We start from the raw sequence: 24,290 nt of genomic DNA, 5'->3' as shown, positions 1-24,290 counted from the left end.
ATGCAGGAGACAAACACAGCCATGCAGGCCCTGGGCCAAGTGGTAGAGGGGGGCAGGCCCCGCTACCGTGAGCTGGAGTTCGGCGTGCGCAGCATCCAGGTCAGGGAGGCAGGCGACGGCACTTTCTACGTGCGCTCCGACCGGGAGCTGGCAGAGCACGCAGCACGCATGACTGACAGGCTGGTGCACTGGGCGCAGACCACGCCGCAGCAGACCTTCATCGCCCAGCGGCAACGACTGGCCGACGGCAGCACCGGTGATTGGCAGCGCATCGACTATGCCCAGACGCTGGCAGCGGCGCGCAGCATTGCGCAGTCCTTACTGGACAGAAAGCTCTCGGCAGAGCGTCCCGTCATCATCCTCAGCGAGAACGATCTCGACCATGCCATGCTGGCCATGGGTTGCCTGTATGCAGGCGTGCCATATTGCTCGGTTTCCACGGCCTATTCACTGGTCAGCACCGATTACGCCAAGCTGCGCCATGTGGTCGATACGCTCACGCCAGGCCTGATCTTTGCTGCCGATGCGGCGCGTTATGACAAGGCGGTACGCGCCGTGCTGCCCGAGGGCTGTGAGGTGGTTTACCGCAAGCCGGCCGTCGATGCCCAGACCTGCACCTTGTTTGCCGACCTGCTGGCAACCGAGCCTACAGCTGCGGTGGATGCCGCCATGCAGGCCACCGGGCCCGACACCATCACCAAGTTCCTGTTCACCTCAGGATCGACCAAGCTGCCCAAGGCCGTGATCAACACCCATGGAATGTGGTGCGCCAACCAGCAGCAGATTGCCCAGACCATGCCCGATATGGTCAAAGGCCCGCCCGTGCTGGTGGACTGGCTGCCCTGGAATCACACTTTCGGAGGCAACAAGAACATCGGCCTCGCGCTCTATCACGGCGGCACTGTCTATATCGACGAGGGCAAGCCTACGGCGGCGGGCATTGCCGAGACGCTGCGCAATCTGCGCGAGATCTCTCCTACCGTTTACTTCAACGTACCCACGGGCTTCGAATACATCGCCCGTGCCATGGAGAGCGATGCGCAGTTGCGCAGCAGCCTGCTCAAGCGCGTCAAGATGTTCTTCTACGCCGGAGCCTCTCTGGCGCAGCCCGTCTGGGATAGCCTGCACCGCACGCAGGAGGCCGAGTGCGGCGAGCGCATCGTGATGGGCACGGGCCTGGGCATGACCGAGTCCTCGCCCTCGGCCCTGTTCATCAACCGTCCCGATGTGCGCTCGGGAGACCTGGGCGTGCCCGTGCCGGGTCTGGAGCTCAAGCTGGCGCCTGTGGATGGCAAGCTGGAGGTGCGCTACCGCGGACCGAACGTCACGCCCGGCTACTGGCGCGCACCCGAAGCCACGGCAGAGGCGTTTGACGAGGACGGATTTTTCCGCACCGGAGACGCCGTGCAGTGGCGCGACCCGCAGGATCGCAACCAGGGTCTGCGCTTTGACGGCCGCATTGCCGAAGACTTCAAGCTGGCCACGGGCACATTCGTCAACGTGGGGCCGCTGCGGGCCAGGATCATCCATGCCGGCGCGCCCTATATCCAGGATGTGGTGCTGACCGGTCTGGATCGCAAGGAGGTCGGTGCCATCGTTTTCGGGACCCCGGCCTGTGCGGCCTTGAGTGGCCTGGACGCGGGGGCGACGCTGGAGCAGATCATGCACAGCCAACCCGTGCAGCAGCATCTGCAGACGGTTCTGAACCAGCTGGCGCAGACGGCCACCGGCAGTGCCACCCGCATTGCGCGGGCAGTGGCGGCGATCAGGGCGCCCTCGCTGGACCTGGGCGAAGTCACGGACAAGGGCTCCATCAACCAGCGTGCCGTGCTCCAGCATCGCGCCGATGTGGTGGCAGGTCTCTATGACGAAACGCTGGCCCTGATCCTGAAGCCCAATCGCTGAGCCAGAACAGGCTTGAGCCCAATGACAGAAAGCGCAAGCAGTTTTTAAAAGGATAGTGATATGCAAGTTCAGGATCAGATTGCCATCGTAACCGGAGGAGCCTCGGGCCTAGGCGAAGCCACGGCGCGTGCGCTGGCTGCCGCAGGCGCCAGGGTTGCAGTGCTGGATCGCCAGCTCGACAAGGCCAAGGTGGTGGCTGCCGAGATCGGCGGACTGGCGCTGGAGAGCGATATCTGCGATGCGGACAGCGTCACGGCCGCGCTGGATGCCGTTCGCGAGCAATGGGGCGGCGATGCGCGCATTCTCATGAATGTGGCCGGCATCGGCACGGCCAAGCGCGTGATCGGCCGCGATGGCGAGCCCGCACCGCTGGAAGACTTTGAGCGAGTGATTCGCGTCAACCTTGTCGGCAGCTACAACATGACGCGGCTGTTTGCCGCACGCTGCGCCAAGCTGGCGGCGCTGGAGGATGGCGCGCGCGGCGTGATTCTTTACACCGCCTCGGTGGCAGCCTTCGATGGCCAGGTGGGACAGCAGGCTTACAGCGCATCCAAGGGAGGCCTGGTCGGCATGACGCTGCCCATGGCGCGTGATCTGGCCCAGCACGGCATTCGTGTCTGCACCGTGGCGCCAGGCTTGTTCGCCACACCGTTGATGAAGGAGCTGCCCGAGCCCGTGCAGCAGTCGCTGGCGGCATCCATTCCCTTTCCTTCGCGCCTGGGCAAGCCTTCGGAGTTTGCCGATCTAGCCGTGCATATCGTGCACAACGATCATCTCAATGGCGAGGTGATTCGTCTGGATGGTGCGCTGCGCATGGCTCCGCGCTGAGGCAGGGCGGGCTGGCGACAGCCCGCTGGTTTGCTATCGAGACGTGTATTGATTCCACAGGACCGAAGAGTCCGTATTTCAAGCAGGAGACAAGTCATGCAAGGTCGTCGCAATTTCGTCAAAGGCCTGGGCGCTGGTGCCGCGCTGGCCGCATTCGGTGGTATCAGCCGCAGCGCCTATGCCCAGGGCGGTGGCCCGCTGGAGCAGGTGCGCATTCTTTATGGCTTTCCCGCAGGCAGCGCCGGTGACTCGGTTGCCCGCCGCGTGGCCGAAAAAATGGGCGGCACCAGCTACTCCAAGAACATGGGCGTGGTGGAAAACAAGCCCGGAGCCGGCGGCCGCATCGCGCTGGAGAATCTGCGTAACTCCGTAGGGGATGGCTCGGTGATTGCACTGTCCCAGGTCTCGGCCTTCTCCATCTACCCGCACATCTACAGCAAGCTGAGCTATCAGGCCAAGGATTTCGAGCCGATTTCGATTGGAGCCATCATGCACCACGGGCTGGCTGTCGGCCCCGCCGTGCCGGCCGAGGTGAAGACGCTCAAGGACTTCCTGGCCTGGTGCAAGAACAATCCCGACAAGGCCAGCTTCGGCAGCCCCGGTGCCGGCAGTCAGCCGCATCTGCTGGGGGCGCTGCTGAGTCTGCGCTCCGGCGTCAGGCTCAGCCATGCGCCATATCGCGGCATGGCACCCGGCGTCTCGGACGTCGTGGGCGGTCAGATCGCGGCCATCATGGGCACGTGCGGAGACTATCTGAGCTATTACAAGGCCGGCAAGCTGCGCGTGCTGGCCACCAGCGGCCCGCAGCGCAACCCCTATCTGCCCAATGTGCCCACCTTTGCCGAGCAGGGCTTTGCCGATCTGACGGCCGAAGAGTGGTTTGGCTTCTATGCCAATGTCAGGACACCGGTCGACGTGCGTGCACGCGCCCATGCGGCCATCACGGCAGCGCTCAAGAGCGACGCGCTCAAGGAAAGCTTGGGTGTGGTCGGCCTGATTGCCACCAGCTCCACGCCCGAGGAAATGGCCCGTTCGCAGCAGGCCGAGTTCGAGCGCTGGGGTCCGCTGGTCAAGCAGATCGGTTTTACGGGCGATTCCTGATGACCCACCGGTATCGAATAGCATTCGGGTCGGGATTTTTCAGACGGGCTCAAGCCTGCACATAGTGATCGAACAATAGAGGAGACAAACATGCAAGATCGTCGCAATTTCGTCAAAGGCCTGGGCGCTGGAGCCGCCCTGGCCGCATTCGGCGGCATCGCCGGCCGCAACGCCTATGCCCAGGGCAGCGGGCCACTGGAGCAGGTGCGCATCCTTTACGGCTTTCCCGCAGGCAGTGCCGGTGACTCGGTGGCGCGCCGTGTGGCGGAAAAGATCGGCGGCACCAGCTACTCCAAGAACATGGGCGTGGTGGAGAACAAGCCCGGTGCCGGTGGCCGCATCGCACTGGAGAATCTGCGCAACTCCGTGGGCGACGGCTCGGTCATCGTGCTGTCGCAGGTCTCGGCCTTCTCCATCTACCCGCATATCTATAGCAAGCTGACCTATCAGGCCAAGGATTTCGAGCCAATTTCGATTGGAGCCATCATGCACCACGGGCTGGCTGTCGGCCCCGCCGTGCCGGCCGAGGTCAAGACCCTCAAGGATTTTCTGGCCTGGTGCAAGAACAATCCCGACAAGGCCAGCTTCGGCAGCCCCGGTGCGGGCACCCAGCCGCATCTGATCGGCTCCCTGCTCAGCCTGCGTTCGGGCATCAAGCTCAGCCATGTGCCTTATCGCGGCACCGCGCCTGCCGTGTCCGATCTGGCCGGTGGCCAGATTGCTGCCGTGATGGGCCCCAGCGGCGACTTCCTGAGCTACTACAAGGCCGGCAAGCTGCGCGTGCTGGCCACCAGCGGCCCGCAGCGCAACCCCTATCTGCCCAATGTGCCCACCTTTGCCGAGCAGGGCTTTGCCGATCTGACGGCCGAGGAATGGTTTGGCTTCTATGCCAATGCCAAGACGCCCGCCGATGTGCGTGCACGCGCCCATGCGGCCATCACGGCAGCGCTCAAGAGCGACGCGCTCAAGGAAAGCGTGGGTGTGGTCGGCCTGATTGCCACCAGTTCCACGCCCGAGGAAATGGCCCGTTCGCAGCAGGCCGAATTTGAGCGCTGGGGACCGCTGGTCAAGCAGATCGGCTTTACTGCGGATACTTGAGACCCCCTGAACGGCTGCGCCGTTTCCCCCTGAGGGGGACGGCGCCATCGCCGCGAGGCGGCTCTTGCTGGGCGCCTCTGACTATAGGGTTGCGCTTCTTGCATAGCCCGCGTTTTGGTTGAGCTTTTGCTGCAAACGCAGCCGGTTTTGTATGTCCTATTTGCCCCTCAGTGCCGATAACGCGTTTCTTCTTTTTGATGTGCTCAAGGCCGATGAGCAGTTGCAGCGCCTGCCGGCGCATGCCGCAACGGATCAGGCGCTGATGCAGCAGGTGCTGGAAGAGGCCGGCAAATGGGTGGGCGAGGTGGTGGCGCCGCTGTCGCGCGAAGGCGATGAGGTCGGCGTGCAGTTTGCAGCGGGCAAGGTCACCACGCCGCCTGGATTTGCCCAGGCATATCAGGACTTCTGGCGGGCCGGCTGGCCTGCACTGGCCTGTGCCGAGGAGGATGGCGGTCAAGGGCTGCCCTGGGTGCTGGAAGGCGTGCTGTACGAATGGCTGAGTGCCGCCAACCATGGCTGGACCATGGCGCCGGGCTTGCTGCATGGTGCTTATGAGTGCCTCAAGCACCATGGCAGCGATGCGCTCAAGGCCGCCTATCTGCCCAAGGTGGCCAGCGGCGAATGGCTGGCAACCATGTGCCTGACGGAGGCCCATGCGGGCAGCGATCTGGGACAGGTTCGCACCCAGGCCGTGCCGGCTGGCGTGTCCGAGTTGGGCGAGTGCTTCGAGATCAGCGGCAGCAAGATTTTCATTTCGGGCGGCGAGCATGATCTGACCGATAACATCGTGCATCTGGTGCTGGCGCGTCTGCCCGGAGCTCCGGCAGGGCCCAAGGGCTTGTCGCTGTTTCTTGTGCCCAAGGTTTTGCCCGATGGTGAACGCAACCACGTGGTCTGCGAACGTATCGAGGAAAAAATGGGCCTGCATGGCAGCCCTACCTGCGTGATGCGCTTTGATGGAGCTGCAGGCTGGTTGATAGGCCAGCCCGGAGCGGGCCTGAACGCCATGTTTGTGATGATGAATGCCGCGCGCCTGCATGTGGCGCTGCAGGGCATAGGGCTGCTGGATGCGGCATGGCAGAAGGCCCATGCCTATGCGCTGGAGCGCCGCCAGATGCGAGCGCCAGGGGTGGTGCCGGCCTCGCGTGGCGCAGGCGATGCAGCAGATTTGATCATCGAGCATCCGGCCATTCGCCGCACGCTCGATTTGCAGCGCGCCTGGGTGGATGGTGGGCGTGTACTGGCCTACCAGACCGGTATCTATCTCGATGTGGCGCGACATGCCGAGGGCGCCCGCGAGCGCGAGCAGGCCCAGCAGTGGTGCAGCCTGATCACGCCCGTGCTCAAGGCCGCCTGGACCCAGCAGGCATTCGAGGGCTCAAGCGCCTGCCTGCAGGTATTTGGCGGTCACGGCTATATCCGCGAGTGGGGCATAGAGCAGATCGTGCGTGATTCGCGCGTGGCCATGATTTACGAAGGCACGAATGAAATTCAGGCCATCGACCTGCTGGTGCGCAAGGTGCTGCCCGACGGTGGTCAGGCCATGGGGCAATGGCTGCTGACTTTGCGCAACAGCCTGGATGCTGGACGGGCGCTGGATGCAGAAGTGCTGCGCTGCCTGGCACAGCTGCGCTACTTCACCACGGTGCTGGCGCAGGCCTGCAAGGAAGATGACACCCTGGCCTGGCGCGTGGCCGACGACTATCTGCGCTGCGTGGCCGTGGTGCTGCTGGGCTGGGCGTGGGCTCGTATTGCGGCCACAGCGGGGGGCGATAGGGAGCGCTGGCAAGGCCCATGCAAGCAGGTGCAGCAGCGCATATTGCCCGAAATGGACTGGCGTCTGAGTCTGATGAAGGCGCAGTGGGCGCAGGCTTCCGTCGTACACGGCAACCAGCTGTTCACCTCTGCGCATTGATCAAAATGGCTGCAAGATGCGAGCAATACCGGCACAATTGCGGTCTTTTCATCGCGCTCCTGGATTGCTCTTTTGCCTTCGAAGTTGACATCGCCAATGCTCGCTCACAAGACTGCTGAACCAGACTCCAAACCTGCACGCTCTTTGCGCGGCACGCGCTCCAGAGAGGCTGGCTTGGATCTCCCGGGCTCGGGGCAGGAGCCCAGGGACAGTGCCGAGGTTTTTGCCGTCGATCAGGTCAATGCCAGCTTTCTGGAATCCCTGCTGGGCTACAACGCCAGGCGCGCCTCGCTGGCTCTGGTGGGGGTTTTTATGCGCTGCATGGAGCGTTTTGACCTCAAGATCGTCGAGTTCTCCGTGCTGTCTCTGGTGGGCAGCAATCCGGGTGTCACCTCGCGTCAGCTCTGTCAGCAACTGGCCGTGCTGCCGCCGAATATGGTGGGCATGATCGACGCGCTGGGCAAACGCGGCTTTCTGGAACGGCGTCCGCACCCGCGAGACGGCCGCGCCACGGGTCTGTACCTGACCGGGGCAGGGCGCGAACTGGTGGATACGGCCGAGCCCGAGCTCAAGAGCAGCGAGACCCGTGCCATCGGGCATCTGAGTGCTGCCGAGCAGGTGCAGCTCATGGAGTTGTTGCAAAAGCTGTATCGCTGATCCCATGGCATGGCGCAGATCCTGCGCCCGGCGCGATAATGTGCGGCATCATGCAGATTCGCTTTACCAAGATGCAAGGTGCGGGCAACGACTTTGTCGTGCTCGACGAAACCCAGGCTCGCCTGGGCTTGAGCACCGCCCAGTACCGCTACCTGGCCAATCGTCACTTTGGCGTGGGCGCCGACCAGATCCTGACGGTGCGCCCGGCACCCGCAGAGGGCGTGGACTTTGAATATGTCATCCACAACGCCGACGGTGGCGAGGTCGAGCAGTGCGGAAACGGCGCACGCTGTTTTGCGCGCTATGTGCATGACAAGGGTCTGACCGACAAGAGCGTGATCCGCGTACAGACCCTCTCGGGCGTCATCGCCCCTGAAATTCATGGCAATGGCCGCGTCACGGTCGATATGGGTGCGCCTCAGCTGGATCCGGCCAAGGTGCCGTTCACGATCGACGGTCTGCAGGCCGAGACTCTGGGCTCGACACAAAAATGGCCTCTGACGCTTGATGCGCCTTTGCAGCCGGCTACAGTCTGGATAGCAGCCGTTTCCATGGGCAATCCGCATGCGGTGCAGTTGGTGGAGGATGTGAATACCGCTTTGGTGGGGTTGCACGGCCCGCTGATAGAGAACCATGCCCGTTTTCCTCAGCGTGTGAACGCCGGCTTCATGCAGATCCTCAACCGCGGTGAAGTCCGCTTGCGTGTCTATGAACGTGGTGCCGGCGAGACCCTGGCCTGCGGTACGGGGGCTTGTGCAGCCGTGGTGGCCGGCATTGGCTGGGGCCTGCTCGACCAGCGCGTCGATGTGCATACCCGCGGCGGTCTGCTGACCATTGAATGGACTGGCGGTGCGCACGATCGCGTGCGCATGACCGGCCCTGCCGAATTTGTTTTTGAAGGCCAGATCGACATACCTGATACCTTATGAACAGCTTGACCGATACCGCCATGACCGAAGAGTCGATTGCCGACTACCTCCAGGAAAACCCCGATTTCTTCGAGCGCCATGCCGAGATGCTGACAGGCGTGCGTCTGATCAGCGGCCATGGCCCACGTGCCGTCAGCCTGCAGGAACGTCAGGCCGAGATGCTGCGCGAAAAGATCAAGGGTCTGGAGCATCGCATCATGGACATGGTGCGCCATGGCAGCGAGAACGCTTCCATCGCCAACAAGATTCATCAGTGGACCCATGCCCTGGTCAGGGTGCAGGACTTGCGCGAGCTGCCCCATGCGCTCACCGCCAGCCTGCAGCACACGTTTGATGTCCCCCAGGTCGCATTGCGTCTGTGGAATGTGGCGGGTGCGCACAGCGGCACCGTCTACACCATGGGAGTGAGCGATGATGCCAAGGCCTTTGCTTCGTCGCTGACCATGCCGTTCTGCGGCCCCAATATGGGCTTCGAGCCCGTGACCTGGCTGCCCAACCCCAATGCGGTGCAGTCGGTCGCGCTGCTGACCCTGCATGACGGTGCCATGGACAGCACTTCCAACGCCTTTGGCATGCTGGTGCTGGGATCGCCCGACCCGCTGCGCTTCGATGCGACCATGGGTCTTGAATTCCTTTCACGCATCTCCGAGCTGGCCAGTGCCTCGCTCTCGCGCATGCGCGCTCCTGCGCTGACGCTGGCGCACGGCTGAGGCTGCAAAAGGGGGTAGATACCGATGCAAGAGCGCGAGCAGCCCTCTTTTGAGGAGCAGTACGCGCAGCTTCCGGAAGTTGTCCACAGCTATCTGGAGCATGTGCGTGTGCAAAAGCGCCTGGCCGAGCGCACGCATACGCTGTATGCGCTGGACCTGATCAAGCTGCAGAGCTTTGCACAGGCGGCAGCTCAGGAGCTTTTGACACTGCAACCCTCGCATATTCGCCGCTTTGCTGCGCAAATGCATGGTGCCGGCCGCAGTGCACGCGGTATCGCACTGATTCTTTCGGGCTGGCGCAGCTTTTTCCGCTGGGCGGCCCAGCGGGAGCTGGTGCCTTTCAACCCCGTGGAGGGCGTGCGCGGCCCCAAAGCTGCCAAGCCTCTTCCCAAGGCACTGGCTGTGGACGATGCCGTGCAACTGGCCAGTTTTCAGAACCCCGAAGCTGATCCATGGATGGAGGCGCGTGACGTCGCCATGACCGAGCTGCTCTACAGCTGTGGCCTGCGTGTGGCCGAACTGGTGGGGCTGGATCTACGGCCCGACCAGCAGAGCCGGCATGAAGGCAGAGGCTGGATCGACCTGGAGGCGGGTGACGCCCATGTTCAGGGCAAGGGCAGCAAGCGCCGCATTGTGCCCGTGGGGCGCATGGCGATCGAGGCCTTGCAGCGCTGGTTGGCGCTGCGCAGCAGCGCGCTGGTCGGGACCGCACAGCTCAAGGCACAGGATGAAGCGGCCTTGTTCGTCGGCCGCCGGGGCGAGCGGCTCAGCGCCCAGTCGGTCTGGTCACGTCTCAAGCAGCGAGGCCAGCAGGCGGGGCTTGCGACTGGCGTGCACCCGCATGTGCTGCGTCACTCCTTTGCCAGTCATATGCTGCAGTCCAGTGGCGATCTGCGTGCCGTGCAGGAGCTGCTCGGGCATTCCAGTATTGCCACCACGCAGATATATACGCGGCTGGATTTCCAGCATCTGGCCCAGGCTTATGAAAAAGCCCACCCGCGTGCGCAGCGCAGCAGCGTCGGAGAGACGCCCGCTCCATTGCGCGTGCCGGACGACGAAGAGCAAAACTGAAGAGTCCTGATTTGATAGCTTGAAGTGATTGTTGAGTATGTGATGGAGGTGATTTTTTGCTGAAATTTCTGCCATCCCTGCTGCCCATGCGCGCTTGAAAGCACCGCTACACTCCCCAGCTGTTATCACCGGAGCGCGCATAGGGATGCGCCGCCCGTGTTTTTTGGACAGCCGCATGTGGCGGCTGGCCGCAGCAAGAGGTTTCAACGCATGGCTCTCATTCCTGTCACCATCCTCACGGGCTTTCTGGGCTCGGGCAAGACCACGCTGCTCAAGCGCGTGCTGCACGAATCCCACGGCATGAAGATTGCCGTGATCGAGAACGAGTTCGGCGAGGAGAACATCGACACCGACATTCTCAAGACCGAATCCAAAGAACAGATCCTGCAGATGAGCAACGGCTGCATCTGCTGCACCATCCGCGAAGACCTGCGTGAGGCTTTGCAGTTGCTGGCCGCCAAGCGCCGCAAGGGGCAGGTGGACTTCGACCGCATCGTGATCGAGACCACCGGTCTGGCCGATCCCGGTCCCGTGGCCCAGACCTTCTTCATGGATGACGAGATCGCCGAGACCTATCTGATCGACTCCATCATCACTCTGGTGGATGCCAAGCATGCCAATCAGCAACTCGACGATCGCCAGGAAGCGCGCCGTCAGGTGGGCTTTGCCGACCAGATGTTCCTGTCCAAGACCGATCTGGTGACGGATGCGGAAAAGGAGGCGCTGATCCATCGCCTCAAGCACATGAACCCGCGCGCGCCCATCCGTGCCGTTCATTTTGGCGATGTGCCCCTGAGCGAAGTGTTCGACCTGCGTGGCTTCAACCTGAACGCCAAGCTGGACATCGACCCTGATTTCCTCAAGGAAGATGATCACGACCACGATCATCACGACCACAGCGCTTGCGACCATGACCATGGCCAATGCGAACACGATCATGAACACCAGCACGACGAGCATTGCGGCCACGACCACCATGACCACGAGCATGGCGAGCACTGCAATCACCCGCATCATCATCATCACGACGATGACGTGAAGAGCTTTGTCTACCGCGCCGATCGCGCGTTCGACCCGGCCAAGCTGGAAGACTTCCTGGGCGCCATCGTCAATATCTACGGCCCCAAGATGCTGCGCTACAAGGGCGTGCTCGACATGAAGGGCACCAGCCGCAAGGTCATCTTCCAGGGCGTGCACCAGCTCATGGGCAGCGATCTGGGCCCCGAGTGGGAAGCCGATGAAAAGCGAGTCAGCAAAATGGTCTTCATCGGCATCGACCTGCCGCAGGACATTCTTCGCCAGGGACTGGATCAATGTTTGGTGTAAACCCTGGGTTTGGGGGCTGTTTCGGCGAAAGCTAACGGTTTGCTGACAATGACTGACGGCCTGCCAAGCAGGCCGTTTTGTTTGTCTGTTATTTCTCGCAAACTGACCGAAACAGGCGCAGGCTTTGTTGCAAATTGTGGGGTATGTGCAACGGAGCCGGGCTGGGGGGACTGGCGTGGCTACAATGCCGGCCCTAAAGAGGGTGTTGGAGCAATCCGGCCCTGCAAGGGCTCTGTACTGTAAGGAGACAGGACGTGACCGCTGTGAAAAGTAATCTGCCCAAGGCTGCAGCCAAAGCTGCGGCAGCGGCTGTGCACCCCCGCAGCGTCGAGACCTCTTTGGTGGACGCCGCGTTGGACAACCCGGTGCTGGTACCTGCAGCAGCGGGAGAATCTTCCAAATCGTCCAGATCCAAGCGTTCTGCATCGCCTCCAGCGCGGCAGCCTGAAACAGATGTTCCGCCCTTGGCAGCTTCGGCAGTCAAGGCTGCGGCAACCATGAGAGATACGAAAGCAATGACCAACACAAAGCAAGCTGTGCCCAAGAAAGATCCCAAGCTGGCCAACGCCTGGAAGACCAAGTCGGTAGAGGAGCTGACCGATGCTGAAGTGCTGGCCATGTCTGATGACGATTACATGAACGACGCCCAGCTGGCCTACTTCCGTCGCAAGCTGGTCGCGCTCAAGAACGATATGCATGTGAATGCGGGCGAGACTGCGGAAAACCTGCGTGAAGACACCGTCGTGGTGCCCGATCCTGCCGATCGTGCCACCATTGAGGAAGAGCACGCTCTCGAGCTGCGCACCCGTGACCGCGAGCGCAAGCTGCTCAAGAAGATCGACCAGTCCATTGCCCGCATCGATGCCGGCGACTACGGCTACTGCGACGAAACCGGCGAGCCCATCGGGGTGGGACGGCTGCTGGCTCGCCCCACGGCTACACTGTCGCTGGAAGCCCAGCAGCGCCGTGAACTCAAGCAGAAGATGTACGGCGATTGATCTGCGTCAGGCGTTGGCGGGGCTGCAGGCAGCAAAGTAGAGGACCATGGCAAAAGAAGAAAACAAGTCGGGAGGGTTGCTGTCCAAGGTGGTGCGTTTCGTGCGCCACCCGACCGTGAATTGGTCCGATTTGGAGAATCTCAACCAGGACAGCGAAGAAAGCCAGTACAGCAAGCAGGCGCTAAAGGAGATGCTGGAGCGCAAGCGCCAGAACGACTTTGTGCGAAAGCGCGAGTTTGACCAGTTGCGCAAGCTGCGTCAGGCTCAGCTGTCCAAGACGGCGGTGACTGCCAGGGCTCCGCTCGAGACGCCGACCCCACTGGCACCTTCCTCTTTTTTGCAGACTGCCCAAAGCTCCGTGCCGGGCGAGCGCGCAGAAACCATCAAGAAGATCGACGAGATCGAAGCGCAGATGGCCCAGCAATGGTGGCGCGGCAAGCTGGCCGCTGATGCCGCCACCATGCCGCTGCAACTGCCCGAGGGCGGAGGCAGCATGCCTTCGGTATTTAAAAGCCAGCCGCTTTCGATCAGCACGTTGCCGCTGCTTCAGGATGTGTTGCCAAGCGATCTGGAGCTGCCGCAATCGGGGCGGCAGGGCAATCCTGTTGCTTTGCCGGGCCTGCGTGGCGAGACAGACTTTTCACCAGCGTTTGCCACGACCGAGGTCTCCGCTCCAACCGATATCAACATGGTTCCGCCGTCCTTTGCGCGCTTCGAGCATGACGCCGCGCTGGAGGATGCTGCGATTGTCTTTGCCAGCGGTGACAGCGTCGCAGCCGAGACCAGCCTCAAGGCCTTGATTGCCGAGCGTGCTCAGGATACGCCGGCGCAGTTGCAGGTCTGGCTGGCACTGCTGGACATGTACCGCGCAGCAGGCATGCAGGCTCAGTTTGAAGACGCTGCCATGGACTTTGTGGCGCGCTTCGGTCGTTCGGCACCGCAATGGTTTGTGATGCCGCAGCAGGCGGGCAGGCTTAGCGAAACCGCGCCGGATGCCGCAGCAGTGCAGACCGGTTTTCGCTGGCAGGCTCCTGTGCATTTGGATGAGCCTGGCTTCAAGGCGCTGCTGGCCAGCAAGGCGCGCAGCGTCGGCAGCTCGGTCATGGACTGGAGCGTTCTGGAGAGCCTCGACCCCGGCGTGAAGAAGCCGCTGCTGGATGCGGCACATCGATGGGCCGACGAAAAGGGATCACTGGTTTTTGCCGGTCATGAAAGATTGCAGGCCGTGCTCAGCAAGCACACCCCTTCCGGTGATCGAGCCGTCGATCAGGACTGGTGGTATTTGCGTCTGGCCATGCAGCGCCTGATGCATCTGCAGGACGAATTTGAGCTGACGGCGCTGGACTATTGCGTGACCTACGAGCTGTCGCCACCCTCGTGGGACGATCCGGTCTGTGCGTATTCGAATGAAGGGCAGGCGCAGAACCTGCGTGCCAAGGATAGCCGGCTCTTGGGGCCGGAGACGATTCAGCCCGGCATGCTCTGGAAGGAGCATCAGCCGCGTTTTGCGCTGCAAGGCGTGATCGACGGCGATGCATTGCCCTGGCTGGCCGAGGTTCAGGAAAAGGCCAAGCTTGGCGAAGCCATCGCCATTGACTGCGCGCGCCTGGTGCGCATGGACTTTGCTGCCGCAGGCTCGGTGCTGAACTGGGCTGCGCAGATGCAGGAGCTGGGTCATGTGTTGCAGTTCAGTCAGTTGCACCAGTTGCTGGCGGTGTTCTTCAATGTTGTTGGCATTCAGGAACATGCACAGGTGATCCCAAGGAGGGACTAGCTCCCTGAGAGGCTATGCCGCCTTCCCCCGAGAGACTGCGTCTCCGGCTGGAGTCGGGCCGTTTGAGGCCTTGTCCACAGCAAGCGCTGCAAATTTAATTTTTCTGGGCCTCTTGAGGTCGATCTTGTCTGTCCCCATCTGCTCCAGATGGAACAGTTTCACGGCACCACCATTTTGAGCGTGCGCCGCCAGACTCCCGAGGGCGTGCAAGTCGCCATCGGCGGTGATGGTCAGGTCACATTGGGCAATATCGTCATCAAGGGCACGGCGCGCAAGGTGCGCAAGCTCTATCACGGCAAGGTGCTGGCGGGCTTTGCGGGGGCAACCGCAGATGCCTTCACGCTGTTCGAGCGCTTCGAGGCCAAGCTGGAAAAACATCAGGGCAACCTGACCCGCGCCGCGATCGAGCTGACCAAGGAGTGGCGTACCGACCGCGTGCTGCGCAAGCTTGAAGCCATGCTGGCCGTGGCCGATGCGACGACCTCGCTCATCATTACCGGCAATGGCGATGTTCTGGAGCCCGAGCAGGGCATTGTGGCCATCGGCTCCGGCGGCGCCTATGCGCATTCCGCAGCCAAGGCCTTGCTCAACAACACCGAGCTGTCGGCCGAAGATGTGGTGCGCAAATCCCTGGCGATTGCCGGCGAGCTGTGCATCTACACCAATATGAATCACACGATCGAGACGCTGTAAGCACTCGTCTATCCGAATTGATAGCTGCTGGCGCTTTATGGATGGGCGCTAGAGGCATATTTGACTGAGAATTCACATGTCTTCTGCCATGACTCCCCAGGAGATCGTCTCCGAGCTTGACAAGCACATCGTCGGCCAGCATGGTGCCAAGCGCGCGGTGTCGATTGCATTGCGCAATCGCTGGCGCCGCCAGCAGGTGCCCGAGGGCCTGCGCCAGGAAATCACACCGAAGAACATTCTGATGATCGGCCCCACGGGCGTGGGCAAGACGGAGATTGCCCGCCGCCTGGCAAAACTCGCCGATGCTCCCTTCATCAAGGTCGAAGCAACCAAGTTCACCGAAGTGGGCTATGTGGGCAAGGATGTGGACGCCATCATCCGCGATCTGGCCGAAGTTGCCGTCAAGCAGACGCGCGAGTCGGACATGAAGAAGATGCGTGCCCGCGCCGAAGATGCTGCCGAGGAGCGCATTCTCGATGTGCTGATCCCGCAGGCCCGCACCGGCGAGGTACCCGCGGACAACACGGCGCGTCAGGTTTTCCGCAAGAAGTTGCGCGAAGGTCAGCTTGACGACAAGGAGATCGAGATCGACATCGCCGAGCAGATGCCTCAGGTGCAGATCATGGGCCCCCAGGGCATGGAAGAGATGGCCGAGCAGCTGCGTGGCATGTTCAGCCATATGGGCCAGGAAAAGCGCAAGACGCGCAAGCTCAAGATCGCCGAGGCCCTGAAGCTGCTGACCGATGAGGAAGCAGCAAAGATGGTCAATGAGGAAGACGTCAAGACCCGCGCCATTGCCAATGCCGAGCAAAACGGCATTGTCTTCATCGACGAAATCGACAAGGTGGCGACGCGCCAGGAAACCAGTGGCTCCGATGTATCGCGTCAGGGTGTGCAGCGCGACCTGCTGCCCTTGGTCGAAGGTACCAGCGTCTCGACCAAGTACGGTGTGGTCAAGACAGACCACATTCTGTTTATCGCCTCGGGTGCTTTCCACCTGTCCAAGCCCAGCGATCTGATTCCCGAGCTGCAGGGGCGCTTTCCCATTCGCGTGGAACTGGAATCTCTGTCGGTACAGGACTTCGAGGCGATTCTGATGCAGACTCACGCCTCCCTGGTCAAGCAATATCAGGCGCTGCTGGCGACCGAAGGCGTGACTCTGGAGTTCAAGCCCGAGGGCATCACGCGTCTGGCAACGATTGCCTTTGACGTCAACGAGAGTACCGAAAACATCGGTGCACGGCGTCTGTCCACAGTGATGGAGCGTCTGCTTGACGAAGTCAGCTTCGATGCGGCCAAGCTTTCGGGTCAGACCGTGGTGATCGATGCAGCCTATGTGGATCAGCGCCTGCAGGTGCTGAGCAAGGATGAGGATCTGTCGCGCTTCATTCTTTGAAGAACCGAGCGCTTGAAGCGAGCTGCCCGCCTGTGCGGGCAGTTTGCGTTTGTAGGAGAAGGTCGAGACTTAAATCAGTTCTTTCCATTGAATTGAATGGTTGCAATTGACGCCTCCTAATGAGAGTCCACTTGCATTGACTTTGCTAAGTGCTTGTAAAGGAAAGGTATTTTCAGAATAAGGCTTTTCTTTTTCTCTCTAAGTGCTTGATTTCATTGCAAATAATTGTTCCTTCGGGTTTGGATTCACCTTAAATTGCTGATACAGTGCAAAAAAGTGCAATTAAGTGGTGAAAGCTGCCCTCGTGCCCATTTTTGGGGAACGAGCGGCTCCAGATGACCGGAGTAACTTGCCGTGTTTCAAGGGGCGTCTTCGCTGAATCTCGATGGAAAGGGGCGGCTCTCAGTGCCGACCCGGCATCGTGACGCCCTTTTGTCCTTGGCGGAGGGGCAGGTCACTTTCACCAAGCATCCCGATGGCTGTCTGTTGCTGTTTCCGCGCCCCGAGTGGCTGCAGTTTCGCGAACGCGTCGCGCAACTGCCGATCACGGCTCAGTGGTGGAAGCGGATTTTTCTGGGCAATGCCATGGATGCTGAGATGGATGCAACCGGTCGGCTGCTGATTTCGCCCGAGTTGCGTGAGGCCACAGGTCTGACCAAAGAGGTCTTGATGCTGGGCATGGGGGCGCATTTCGAGGTCTGGGACAAGGCCACATATGAAATGCGCGAAGCGGAAGCGCGCCAGCAACCGATGCCGGCGGCTTTCCAGGATTTTGTTTTGTAGGAAGTGCTTGTGAATCAGCCGTTGCAACATATCACCGTCTTGCTGGACGAGGCCGTGGACGCCCTGCTGGGTGGTGCCGCCGAGCCGCCCGCTGGCCAGTGGGTCGATGCGACGTTCGGTCGAGGCGGTCATTCCCGGCTCATTTTGCAAAGGCTGGGGCCGGACGGGCGCTTGATCGCGTTCGACAAAGACCCGGACGCAATTGCTGAGGCGGCGCGCATCACCGATGCGCGTTTTTCGATTCGGCATGAAGGATTTCGCCATCTTGGCGAACTGCCCGAAGGCAGTGTGCAGGGTGTGTTGATGGACCTGGGGGTGAGCTCGCCCCAGATCGACAACCCGGACCGGGGCTTCAGCTTCCGCTTTGACGGCCCCCTCGACATGCGCATGGACACCACGCGTGGTCAGAGTGTGGCCGAGTGGCTCGAAGATGCGGAAGTGCAGCAGATTGCGGAGGTGATACGTGACTACGGCGAAGAACGGTTTGCTGGCCCCATTGCAAAGGCGATTGTTGCTCGGCGCGAAAGCCAGGGCCCATTACGCACCACTGCCGAGCTGGCCCAACTCGTGGCTGGCGCGGTCAAGACCCGCGAGGCTGGGCAAAACCCGGCAACACGGACCTTCCAGGCTCTTCGGATTTTCATCAATGCCGAACTTCAGGAGCTTGAGCAAGCGCTAGAAGCCAGTCTGCGCGTGCTGGCTCCCGGCGGCCGTCTGGCCGTGATCAGCTTCCATTCGCTGGAAGATCGCATCGTCAAGCAGTTCATTGCCAAGCATTCCAAGGAGGTCTACGACCGCCGTGCACCGTTTGCGCCTCCCACGCCCATGCGTCTGAAGGCGCTGGAGCGAATCAAGCCCAGTGCTGCCGAGGTGGATGCCAATCCTCGTTCGCGTTCCGCCGTGATGCGCGTCGCCGAGCGCACCGAGGTGCCTGCATGATGCATCGCCATGCCGCTCCGAGCATGGCTGCGGGAGGGCTGCCATGCTGCGCATAAACCTGCTGCTGCTGCTGGCGGTCATGACCAGCGCCATCTTTCTGGTGCATACCCAGTATGAGTCGCGTCGTCTGTTCACCGAGCTGGACCGTGCCGAGGCAGAGGCGCGTCGGCTGGCGACGGATCAACTGCGCCTGCAGGTGGAAAAGCGTGCTCAGGCCGCGCCTCAGCGCATCGAGACCTTGGCGCGCGAAAAGCTGCAGATGAAGCAGGCTTCTCAGGCCATTACGCAGTACGTGCATGAAACGGCTGCAGGAACTGCGCAATGACACGCAGCGTGCTCTATACCACCAGCCCTTTGCTGGCTTCGAAAACACCGCTGTGGCGCAGCAAGTTCATCGTGGCTGCGCTGGCGCTGGGTTTTGTGGGCCTGGGCGCGCGTGCAGCCTATGTGCAGGTCTTCGGCAACGACTTCTTCAAGCGTCAGGGCCTGGTGCGCTTTGCGCGTACTCTGGAGCTGCCGGCCAACCGTGGCCGTTTGCTGGATCGCAATGGCCTGATTCTTGCGTCCAGCGTGCCTGCGGCCAGTATCTGGGCCATTCCCGAGGACGTGGATCTGAAGGACCCTGAGGTCCAGCAAAAGCTCAAGGAAGTGGCGCGCCTCATGGACATGCCGCTGCGCTCCCTGATGGAGAAGCTGGATGTCGAGGACAAGACCTTTGTCTGGGTAAAGCGTCAGCTGGACTGGGATGTGGGCCAGAAGATCGTGGCGCTCAATATCAAGGGCATCTACAACCGCAAGGAATACAAGCGCCAGTATCCCGAAGGGGAGTCTGCGGCGCATATCGTGGGCTTCACCAATGTGGAAGACCATGGTCAGGAAGGCATGGAGCTGGCGTTCGACAAGGAACTAGCCGGCAAGGCTGGCTCGCGTCGTGTGATCAAGGATCGTCTGGGCCGCGTGGTGGAGGGCGTGGGCGATGAAGTGCCGCCGCAGGATGGGCAAGATATTCAGTTGTCCATCGACAGCAAGGTCCAGTACTACGCCTACCAGAAACTCAAGCAGCAGGTCGAGACCTTTAAGGCCAAGGCAGGCAGCGTGGTGGTGATGGATGCGCACACCGGCGAGCTGCTGGCCCTGGCGAACTATCCGAGCTACGACCCGGGGCACCGCAAGAATCTGACGGGCGAGCAGCTGCGCAACCGCGCGCTGACCGATACCTTCGAGCCGGGTTCGACCATGAAACCCATCACAGTGGCCGCAGCCCTGGAGCTCAAGCGTGTCAAGCCGAGCACCATCATCGATACCGCACCCGGCCGCTACACGGTGACGGGCTCCACCATCACCGATACGCACAACTACGGCGCGCTGACGGTGGAGGGCGTGATCCAGAAGTCCAGCAACGTGGGCGCGACCAAGGTGGCGCAAAAGCTCTCACCTCAGGAAATGTGGGAGTACTTCAGTGCGCTGGGCTTCGGCCAGAAGCCGCAGATTCAATTCCCGGGCGCGGTCTCGGGTCGTCTGCGTGCCTGGAAGACCTGGAAGCCTATCGAGCAGGCCACCATGTCCTATGGCTATGGCCTGTCGGCCTCGCTGTTCCAGATGGCACGTTCGTACACCGTGTTCTCCAACGACGGCAATGTCATTCCCTCGACGATTCTGAAAACGAACGAGCCTCCTGTGGGCGTGCGTGTGATCTCCAAGGAAAATGCCGAGGCGGTGCTGCACATGCTGCGTCTTGCTGCAGGCCCAGGCGGTACCGGCCAGAAGGCCCAGGCCGAGGGCTACACCATCGGCGGCAAGTCGGGCACTGCCCGCAAGCAGGTGGGCAAGAGCTATGCCGCTGGCAAGTACCGGGCCTGGTTCACGGGCATTGCTCCCATCGACAAGCCGCGCATCATCGTGGCCGTGATGGTGGACGAGCCGACGGCAGGTTCCTACTACGGTGGCACGGTGGCCGGCCCGGTGTTTGCGGACGTGGTCCAGCAGACATTGCGTTTCATGGGCGTTCAGCCCGACAAGGAAGTCAAGCCTCAGATCGTGGCTGCACCCGCTGAGGAGCCTGTGCTATGAGCACCCCCATTCAAATCCTGAACAATGCAGCCGAGGCCGTTGCCTGGCTGCGCAGCCGCGTGCAGGGTGACCTGCAGACCGATAGCCGCAAGGTCAAGGCCGGCGATGCCTTTGTCGCCTGGCCCGGTGCTGCCACTGATGGCCGAGCCTATGTGGGCAAGGCTCTGGAGCAGGGCGCCGCCGCCGTGCTGGTGGAGGCCGACGGTCTGCAGGCCTTCGATCTGAGCGGCGACAGCATTGCAGCTCTCAAGGGCCTGAAGGCCGCGACGGGACTGATTGCCGACCAATGGTTTGCACATCCCAGTGGCGAGCTCGACGTGCTGGCCGTGACCGGCACCAACGGCAAGACCACCACAGCCTGGTGGCTGGCGCATGCGCTCTCGAAAGTGACGCTGAACACACGCACCGGCTGTGCGCTGGTGGGCACCCTGGGTGTGGGCGTGCCGCCTGCGCTGGAGTCGACAGGCATGACCACGCCGGACCCGGTGTTGCTGCAGCGTGCGTTCCGCAGCTACGCCGACCAGGGTCTTGCCGCCTGTGCCATCGAGGCATCGTCCATCGGCATCGTCGAGCACCGTCTGGACGGCAGCAAGATTCGCGTGGCGTTGTTCACCAATTTCACGCAGGACCACCTGGACTACCACGGCAGCATGGATGCCTACTGGCAGGCCAAGGCCCAGCTGTTCGACTGGCCCGGCCTGCCGGCCGCCGTGGTCAATATCGACGATGCGCATGGCGCCAGGCTCTGGGCCAGGCTGCAAGGCCGCGCCATGGATGTGTGGAGCGTCTCCATCCAGGGACCGGCTCGCCTGCAGGCCAAGGACATCGGTCTGGGCGACGAGGGCCTGAGCTTTACCGTGCTGGAAGCTGGTCACAGCCTGCGCATGAATACGCGTCTGGTCGGTCAGTACAACGTCTCCAATCTGCTCGGGGTGCTGGCCACCCTGCGCTGCCTGGGCCTGACGCTGGAGCAGGCCGTACAGGCCTGCGCCGATCTGGAGCCCGTGCCCGGTCGCATGCAGCAGATCGTCAAGCCCGGTCAGCCTCTGGTGGCCGTGGACTATGCCCATACGCCCGATGCGCTGGAAAAAGCCTTGCGCGCGCTGCAGCCCGCCGCGCGGCAGCGCCAGGGCAAGCTGTGGTGTGTGTTCGGCTGCGGCGGCGACCGGGACAACAGCAAGCGTCCGCTGATGGGGCAGGCCGCCCAGGCGCATGCCGACGGCGTTTTCGTCACCAGCGACAACCCGCGCAGTGAAGTGCCCGAAAGCATCATCGACCAGATCCTGGCCGGCATGCAGGCGGGCCAGGCATTGCATGTTCAGGCCGACCGCGCGGCGGCCATTGCCCAAGCCATTGCCCGTGCCGATGCGCGCGACGTGGTGCTGATTGCCGGCAAGGGACATGAGGACTATCAGGAGACGAAGGGCGTGCGCCATCCGTTCTCCGACATGGCTGAGGCGCAGAAGGCGCTCGCAGCCCGCGAAGGAAAGATTCGGTCATGATGACCCTGGCAAAAGCGCTGGAGCTGATCCAGACGCATATCCCCCAAGCCCGTCTGGTCGGCAACGGCCAGCTGGAGCTGACACGCGTGCACACCGATACGCGCACGTTGCAGAACGGGGACTTGTTCGTGGCCCTGAAGGGCGAGCGTTTTGACGCCCATGATTTTCTGCCTCAGGCGCAGGCCGCCGGTGCTGTGGCGGCCATTGCCAGCCATGGGCTGGAGGCTGCAGGCATGGCCGGCATCGAAGTGCCGGATACGCTGCTGGCACTGGGCGCGTTGGCACGAGCATGGCGTGCGCAGTTCGATCTGCCCTTGATTGCCGTGACCGGCAGCAATGGCAAGACCACGGTCACGCAAATGATCGCGTCCATTCTGCGCGCGCATGTGGGCGGGCAGGGCGAGGCAGCACTGGCCACGCGCGGCAATTTCAACAACTCCATAGGCATGCCGCTGAACCTGCTGCGCATGACGGACGCGCATCGCATTGCGGTGCTGGAGATGGGCATGAACCACCCCGGCGAGATTGCCGAGCTGGCTGCCATCGGTCAGCCCACGGTGGCCCTGGTCAACAACGCCCAGCGTGAACACCAGGAGTTCATGGGCACCGTGGAGGCGGTGGCGCGCGAGAACGGATCGGTGCTGCGCTTTCTGCCCAAGGACGGCGTGGCCATCTTCCCTGCCGGAGATGAATACACGCCGCTGTGGACCGAGCTGAGCGCTGGCCGCCCCAGCCTGATGTTTGGCGAGGCCGCTGATGGGGCTCAGGTTTTTGCCAGCGATGTGGTCTGGGCCAACGGAGCCTGGAGTTTTGCGCTGAACACCCCGCAAGGCGTGGCAGCCGTGCAGCTGCATATTGCCGGCCGCCACAACGTGCGTAACGCACTGGCTGCGGCTGCCTGCGCCCATGCCGCCGGTGTGCCTTTGCCTGCCATTGCACAGGGACTCTCCGGCTTCGAGCCTGTGACGGGCCGCTCGCGCGCGCTGGCCGTGCAGATCAATGGTCAGGGCGTCACGGTGGTCGATGACAGCTATAACGCCAACCCCGACTCGGTGGCCGCCGCCATTGCCGTGCTGGCCGAGCTGCCCGCACCGCAGTTGCTGGTGCTGGGCGACATGGGGGAGGTGGGCGATGACGGCCCGCAGTTCCATGCCGAGGCCGGCGCGCTGGCGCAGCAGGCAGGTATTGCCCATTTCTTTGCTCTGGGTGACCAGAGCGCGTTTGCGGCCTCTGCCTTTGGCAGCGGAGCTAGGCATTTTGATAGCATGTCCGCCCTTCAGCAGGCGGTGTGCGCAGTTTTACCCAAGGTAGGTAGCGTGTTGGTCAAGGGTTCGCGGTTCATGAAGATGGAGCAAGTGGTGCAGAGCATTGAGGCCTGTGCAGACAAGAAGCAGGGCAACTGCGAGGAGGCCGCATGCTGCTGATGCTGGCTCAATGGCTGCAGGGTATCTCGCCGGAGTTCGGCTTTCTGCGCGTCTTCCAGTACCTGACGCTGCGCGCCGTGCTGGCCGCCGTCACCGCCTTGCTGATCGGCCTGTGGATAGGTCCCAAGGCCATCCGCATGCTGACCGCGCTCAAGATCGGCCAGCCCGTGCGGGGCTATGCCATGGAGACCCATCTGGTCAAGAGCGGCACGCCGACCATGGGCGGCGTGCTGATTCTGTTCTCGATTGCCGTATCCACCCTGCTGTGGTTCGACCTGTCCAACCGCTTTGTCTGGATCGTGCTGCTGGTCACGCTGGGCTTTGGCGCGATTGGCTGGGTGGACGACTGGCGCAAGGTCGTCAACAAGGACCCCGAGGGCATGCGCTCGGGCGAGAAGTATTTCTGGCAGTCCGTCATCGGTCTGCTGGCAGCCCTGTATCTGGTGTTCTGCATCTCCGAGAACAGCAATGCCGAGGTCTTCGCGCTGTTCATCTCCTGGGTACAGTCGGGCTTTTCCATGGATCTGCCGCCCAAGGCCGGCCTGATGGTGCCCTTCTTCAAGGAAGTCAGCTACCCGCTGGGCGTGCTGGGCTTCATCGTCATGACCTATCTGGTCATCGTGGGCGCCAGCAATGCCGTGAACCTGACCGACGGCCTTGACGGCCTGGCCATCATGCCCGTCATCATGGTGGGCACGGCGCTGGGCATCTTCGCCTATGTGACCGGCAACGCCACCTATGCTCGCTACCTGCTGTTTCCCAGCATCCCCGGCACGGGCGAGCTGATGGTGTTCTGCGGCGCCATGGCAGGTGCCGGTCTGGCCTTTCTCTGGTTCAACGCACATCCCGCCCAGGTCTTCATGGGCGACGTGGGCGCGCTGGCGCTGGGCGCTGCTCTGGGCACGATTGCCGTGATCGTGCGCCAGGAAATCGTGCTGGCCGTGATGGGCGGCATCTTTGTGGCGGAAGCCATCTCGGTGATGCTGCAGGTGACTTACTTCAAGTACACCAAGAAGCGCTATGGCGAGGGCCGCCGTCTGCTGAAGATGGCACCGCTGCACCACCACTTCGAGAAGAGCGGCTGGAAGGAGACCCAGGTCGTGATCCGCTTCTGGATCATCACCATGCTGCTGTGCCTGCTGGGCCTGTCCACCCTGAAGCTGAGGTAGTC

Annotated in this window: 21 protein-coding genes; all 21 read left to right on the top strand. The window is 62.2% G+C overall.

Going from position 1 to position 24,290, the window contains the following annotated elements:
- The 21 genes from Cth01_RS05500 (at position 1) to mraY (ending at position 24,288) form a co-directional block, all read left to right on the top strand.
- On the top strand, positions 1–1,905 hold the full coding sequence (locus Cth01_RS05500) for a feruloyl-CoA synthase (RefSeq protein WP_045838698.1): 1,905 nt from the start codon (positions 1–3) through the stop codon (positions 1,903–1,905).
- A gap of 60 nt (positions 1,906–1,965) precedes the next feature.
- A complete protein-coding gene (locus tag Cth01_RS05495) occupies positions 1,966–2,733 on the top strand; it encodes an SDR family NAD(P)-dependent oxidoreductase (protein ID WP_045838697.1) in 768 nt (255 codons plus the stop codon).
- Between the two features lie 96 nt (positions 2,734–2,829).
- Positions 2,830–3,834: a Bug family tripartite tricarboxylate transporter substrate binding protein gene (locus Cth01_RS05490; protein ID WP_045838696.1), complete on the top strand. Its 1,005-nt coding sequence runs from the start codon at positions 2,830–2,832 to the stop codon at positions 3,832–3,834.
- 90 nt (positions 3,835–3,924) lie between these two features.
- On the top strand, positions 3,925–4,932 hold the full coding sequence (locus Cth01_RS05485; protein WP_045838695.1) for a Bug family tripartite tricarboxylate transporter substrate binding protein: 1,008 nt from the start codon (positions 3,925–3,927) through the stop codon (positions 4,930–4,932).
- Positions 4,933–5,083: 151 nt separating this feature from the next.
- Positions 5,084–6,847, top strand: coding sequence for an acyl-CoA dehydrogenase family protein (locus Cth01_RS05480; protein WP_045838694.1), 1,764 nt, complete (start codon positions 5,084–5,086; stop codon positions 6,845–6,847).
- 96 nt (positions 6,848–6,943) lie between these two features.
- A complete protein-coding gene (locus tag Cth01_RS05475) occupies positions 6,944–7,504 on the top strand; it encodes a MarR family winged helix-turn-helix transcriptional regulator (RefSeq protein ID WP_045838693.1) in 561 nt (186 codons plus the stop codon).
- Positions 7,505–7,554: 50 nt separating this feature from the next.
- Positions 7,555–8,433: a diaminopimelate epimerase gene (gene dapF, locus Cth01_RS05470; protein WP_045838850.1), complete on the top strand. Its 879-nt coding sequence runs from the start codon at positions 7,555–7,557 to the stop codon at positions 8,431–8,433.
- Positions 8,430–9,143: a DUF484 family protein gene (locus Cth01_RS05465; RefSeq protein ID WP_034354355.1), complete on the top strand. Its 714-nt coding sequence runs from the start codon at positions 8,430–8,432 to the stop codon at positions 9,141–9,143. Before dapF ends, Cth01_RS05465 begins: the two co-directional genes overlap by 4 nt.
- 24 nt (positions 9,144–9,167) lie before the next feature.
- Positions 9,168–10,214, top strand: coding sequence for a tyrosine recombinase XerC (locus Cth01_RS05460; RefSeq protein WP_034404183.1), 1,047 nt, complete (start codon positions 9,168–9,170; stop codon positions 10,212–10,214).
- Between the two features lie 210 nt (positions 10,215–10,424).
- On the top strand, positions 10,425–11,540 hold the full coding sequence (locus Cth01_RS05455; RefSeq protein WP_034362970.1) for a CobW family GTP-binding protein: 1,116 nt from the start codon (positions 10,425–10,427) through the stop codon (positions 11,538–11,540).
- Between the two features lie 254 nt (positions 11,541–11,794).
- Complete coding sequence (dksA, locus tag Cth01_RS24110; RefSeq protein WP_003069012.1) at positions 11,795–12,538, top strand: RNA polymerase-binding protein DksA; 744 nt, start codon at positions 11,795–11,797, stop codon at positions 12,536–12,538.
- 46 nt (positions 12,539–12,584) lie between these two features.
- The gene (locus Cth01_RS05445; protein WP_045838692.1) at positions 12,585–14,312 is read left to right on the top strand and encodes an STAS domain-containing protein; all 1,728 of its coding nucleotides are present in this window, start codon (positions 12,585–12,587) and stop codon (positions 14,310–14,312) included.
- A 147-nt stretch (positions 14,313–14,459) separates the two neighbouring features.
- The gene (gene hslV, locus Cth01_RS05440; RefSeq protein WP_003051248.1) at positions 14,460–15,005 is read left to right on the top strand and encodes an ATP-dependent protease subunit HslV; all 546 of its coding nucleotides are present in this window, start codon (positions 14,460–14,462) and stop codon (positions 15,003–15,005) included.
- A 76-nt stretch (positions 15,006–15,081) separates the two neighbouring features.
- Positions 15,082–16,401 carry an ATP-dependent protease ATPase subunit HslU gene (gene hslU, locus Cth01_RS05435; protein ID WP_003051251.1) on the top strand — a complete coding sequence of 440 codons (1,320 nt, stop codon included), beginning with the start codon at positions 15,082–15,084 and terminating at the stop codon, positions 16,399–16,401.
- A gap of 354 nt (positions 16,402–16,755) precedes the next feature.
- Positions 16,756–17,184: a division/cell wall cluster transcriptional repressor MraZ gene (mraZ, locus tag Cth01_RS05430; RefSeq protein WP_003051254.1), complete on the top strand. Its 429-nt coding sequence runs from the start codon at positions 16,756–16,758 to the stop codon at positions 17,182–17,184.
- A gap of 9 nt (positions 17,185–17,193) precedes the next feature.
- Entirely contained in the window at positions 17,194–18,123 is a 930-nt protein-coding gene (gene rsmH, locus Cth01_RS05425; RefSeq protein WP_003081144.1) for a 16S rRNA (cytosine(1402)-N(4))-methyltransferase RsmH, read from the top strand.
- 43 nt (positions 18,124–18,166) lie between these two features.
- A complete protein-coding gene (gene ftsL / locus Cth01_RS05420; RefSeq protein WP_003068998.1) occupies positions 18,167–18,448 on the top strand; it encodes a cell division protein FtsL in 282 nt (93 codons plus the stop codon).
- A complete protein-coding gene (locus Cth01_RS05415; protein ID WP_003068995.1) occupies positions 18,445–20,193 on the top strand; it encodes a peptidoglycan D,D-transpeptidase FtsI family protein in 1,749 nt (582 codons plus the stop codon). The genes ftsL and Cth01_RS05415 overlap by 4 nt, the downstream gene beginning before the upstream one ends.
- Positions 20,190–21,695 carry a UDP-N-acetylmuramoyl-L-alanyl-D-glutamate--2,6-diaminopimelate ligase gene (locus Cth01_RS05410; RefSeq protein WP_034354343.1) on the top strand — a complete coding sequence of 502 codons (1,506 nt, stop codon included), beginning with the start codon at positions 20,190–20,192 and terminating at the stop codon, positions 21,693–21,695. Before Cth01_RS05415 ends, Cth01_RS05410 begins: the two co-directional genes overlap by 4 nt.
- Positions 21,692–23,119 (top strand): UDP-N-acetylmuramoyl-tripeptide--D-alanyl-D-alanine ligase, encoded by a 1,428-nt coding sequence (locus Cth01_RS05405; protein WP_034393404.1) that lies wholly within the window; start codon positions 21,692–21,694, stop codon positions 23,117–23,119. The genes Cth01_RS05410 and Cth01_RS05405 overlap by 4 nt, the downstream gene beginning before the upstream one ends.
- Complete coding sequence (gene mraY / locus Cth01_RS05400; protein ID WP_012839831.1) at positions 23,110–24,288, top strand: phospho-N-acetylmuramoyl-pentapeptide-transferase; 1,179 nt, start codon at positions 23,110–23,112, stop codon at positions 24,286–24,288. The genes Cth01_RS05405 and mraY overlap by 10 nt, the downstream gene beginning before the upstream one ends.
- Positions 24,289–24,290 lie beyond the last annotated feature (2 nt).

It is taken from the genome of Comamonas thiooxydans (assembly GCF_000964545.1).
In the GTDB taxonomy this organism is placed as follows: domain Bacteria; phylum Pseudomonadota; class Gammaproteobacteria; order Burkholderiales; family Burkholderiaceae_C; genus Comamonas; species Comamonas thiooxydans.
This window is presented reverse-complemented; position numbering and strand designations above follow the sequence as displayed.